The organism is Pseudoxanthomonas sp. SGNA-20 (assembly GCF_003931635.1).
Taxonomy (GTDB): Bacteria; Pseudomonadota; Gammaproteobacteria; order Xanthomonadales; family Xanthomonadaceae; genus Pseudoxanthomonas.
In genome coordinates, this window is record NZ_RRYK01000018.1 from 2,501 (window position 1) to 5,817 (window position 3,317).

Consider the following 3,317-nt stretch of genomic DNA (forward strand, 5'->3'; position numbering starts at 1 on the left):
CGTGGCAGCCTGCGAAAAGCGTGGGGGAGCTGGCAACAAGCATTGATCCCGCGATGTCCGAATGGGGAAACCCACTGCTTCGGCAGTATCCTGCACTGAATCCATAGGTGCTGGAGGCGAACCCGGTGAACTGAAATATCTAAGTAACCGGAGGAAAAGAAATCAACCGAGATTCCCTCAGTAGTGACGAGCGAACGGGGACTAGCCCTTAAGCTGGCATGGTTCTAGAAAAACGACCTGGAAAGGTCGGCCATAGAAGGTGATAGCCCTGTATTCGAAAGGGCCATGCCAGTGAAGACGAGTAGGGCGGGGCACGAGAAACCCTGTCTGAACATGGGGGGACCATCCTCCAAGGCTAAATACTCCTGACCGACCGATAGTGAACCAGTACCGTGAGGGAAAGGCGAAAAGAACCCCGGAGAGGGGAGTGAAATAGACCCTGAAACCGTGTGCGTACAAGCAGTAGGAGCCCGCAAGGGTGACTGCGTACCTTTTGTATAATGGGTCAGCGACTTACAGTTCGTGGCAAGCTTAACCGTATAGGGGAGGCGAAGGGAAACCGAGTCTGAATAGGGCGCATAGTCGCGGGCTGTAGACCCGAAACCGGGTGATCTAGTCATGCCCAGGGTGAAGGTGCGGTAACACGCACTGGAGGCCCGAACCCACTCCCGTTGCAAAGGTAGGGGATGAGGTGTGATTAGGAGTGAAAAGCTAATCGAACCCGGAGATAGCTGGTTCTCCTCGAAAGCTATTTAGGTAGCGCCTCATATGTATCCTCTCGGGGGTAGAGCACTGTTATGGCTAGGGGGTCATCGCGACTTACCAAACCATTGCAAACTCCGAATACCGAGACGGACTGTATGGGAGACACACGGCGGGTGCTAACGTCCGTCGTGAAAAGGGAAACAACCCAGACCCACAGCTAAGGTCCCAAATTACCGCTAAGTGGGAAACGATGTGGAAAGGCACAGACAGCCAGGAGGTTGGCTTAGAAGCAGCCACCCTTTAAAGAAAGCGTAATAGCTCACTGGTCGAGTCGGTCTGCGCGGAAGATTTAACGGGGCTAAGCGGTAAACCGAAGCTTGGGGTGCACACTTTGTGTGCGCGGTAGAGGAGCGTTCCGTAAGCCTGCGAAGGTGGGTCGAGAGGCCTGCTGGAGGTATCGGAAGTGCGAATGCTGACATGAGTAACGATAATGCGGGTGAAAAGCCCGCACGCCGAAAGCCCAAGGTTTCCTTGCGCAACGTTAATCGGCGCAGGGTGAGTCGGCCCCTAAGGCGAGGGCGAAAGCCGTAGTCGATGGGAAACTGGTTAATATTCCAGTACCTCGCGTGAGTGCGATGGGGGGACGGAGAAGGTTAGGTCTACCGGGCGTTGGTTGTCCCGGGGAAAGGCGGTAGGTGGATCTCTTAGGCAAATCCGGGAGGTCAACACCGAGCACCGAGACGAGCCCTTTAGGGCGAAGTGACTGATACCACGCTTCCAGGAAAAGCCCCTAAGCTTCAGCTCACGCAGACCGTACCGAAAACCGACACAGGTGGGTAGGATGAGAATTCTCAGGCGCTTGAGAGAACTCGGGTGAAGGAACTAGGCAACATGGCACCGTAACTTCGGGAGAAGGTGCGCCTCCTTTGGTGGCCCATGCGGGCTATAGCTGAGGGAGGCCGAAGTGACCAGGCCGCTGCGACTGTTTATCAAAAACACAGCACTCTGCAAACACGAAAGTGGACGTATAGGGTGTGACGCCTGCCCGGTGCCGGAAGGTTAATTGATGGGGTCAGCCGCAAGGCGAAGCTCTTGATCGAAGCCCCGGTAAACGGCGGCCGTAACTATAACGGTCCTAAGGTAGCGAAATTCCTTGTCGGGTAAGTTCCGACCTGCACGAATGGCGTAACGACAGCGGCGCTGTCTCCACCCGAGACTCAGTGAAATTGAAATCGCTGTGAAGATGCAGCGTTCCCGTGGCAAGACGGAAAGACCCCGTGAACCTTTACTATAGCTTTACACTGAACGTTGAGTTCGTCTGTGTAGGATAGGTGGGAGGCTATGAAGTGTCGGCGCCAGCTGGCATGGAGCCATCCTTGAAATACCACCCTGATGTGCTTGACGTTCTAACCTGGGCCCGTAATCCGGGTCGGGGACCGTGTATGGTGGGTAGTTTGACTGGGGCGGTCTCCTCCTAAAGAGTAACGGAGGAGCTCGAAGGTACGCTCAGCGCGGTCGGACATCGCGCACTGTGTGCAAAGGCATAAGCGTGCTTGACTGCAAGATCGACGGATCAAGCAGGTACGAAAGTAGGACTTAGTGATCCGGTGGTTCTGTATGGAAGGGCCATCGCTCAACGGATAAAAGGTACTCCGGGGATAACAGGCTGATACCGCCCAAGAGTTCATATCGACGGCGGTGTTTGGCACCTCGATGTCGGCTCATCACATCCTGGGGCTGTAGTCGGTCCCAAGGGTATGGCTGTTCGCCATTTAAAGTGGTACGCGAGCTGGGTTCAGAACGTCGTGAGACAGTTCGGTCCCTATCTGCCATGGGCGTTGGAGATTTGAGAGGGGCTGCTCCTAGTACGAGAGGACCGGAGTGGACGAACCTCTGGTGTTCCGGTTGTCACGCCAGTGGCACTGCCGGGTAGCTATGTTCGGAAGCGATAACCGCTGAAAGCATCTAAGCGGGAAGCGCGCCTCAAGATGAGATCTCCCGGGACACAAGTCCCCTGAAGGAACCATCAAGACCAGGTGGTTGATAGGCTGGGTGTGTAAGCGCAGCAATGCGTTGAGCTAACCAGTACTAATGATCCGTGCGGCTTGACCATATAACCTCAAGTGGCCTTGGACTCGACGACAGTCGATAGCCATCCGCCGCTCACTACATCCCAAGTCCCTACGCGAGACGGTGCGGCTCCACCTCACGGACGCCTGCACGCTCCAACCGTCTCCCTGGTGAAATTAGCGTTGTGGAACCACCCGATCCCATCCCGAACTCGGAAGTGAAACGCAACAGCGCCGATGGTAGTGTGGGTCTCCCATGCGAGAGTAGGTCATCGCCAGGGTTTTATCCCGGAAGCCCCCAGCCAAACGCTGGGGGCTTCTTCTTTTGCCGGACACCCCCGTGTCCGCCGCCGGCACCAGGCCCCAGGCCTGCACCGGCCGCCAGTTACCCCGGTGCGGGGTGGAGCAGTCTGGCAGCTCGTCGGGCTCATAACCCGAAGGTCGCAGGTTCAAATCCTGCCCCCGCTACCAATGCACAACGCAAACGGCGACCCTTGGGTCGCCGTTTTGCGTTTGGGGGATTGGGGATTGGGGATTCGTGAT

At 56.4% G+C, this 3,317-nt stretch carries 1 tRNA gene and 2 rRNA genes (1 of these 3 cut by a window edge); all 3 read left to right on the forward strand.

From position 1 onward, the window contains the following. Positions 1-2,818, forward strand: a 23S ribosomal RNA gene (locus EIM48_RS15180) (it extends 56 nt beyond the left edge of the window). A gap of 123 nt (positions 2,819-2,941) precedes the next feature. After that, positions 2,942-3,055: ribosomal RNA gene (rrf, locus tag EIM48_RS15185) — 5S ribosomal RNA — on the forward strand. A 113-nt stretch (positions 3,056-3,168) separates the two neighbouring features. Continuing rightward, positions 3,169-3,245, forward strand: a tRNA-Met gene (locus tag EIM48_RS15190). Positions 3,246-3,317: the final 72 nt, after the last annotated feature.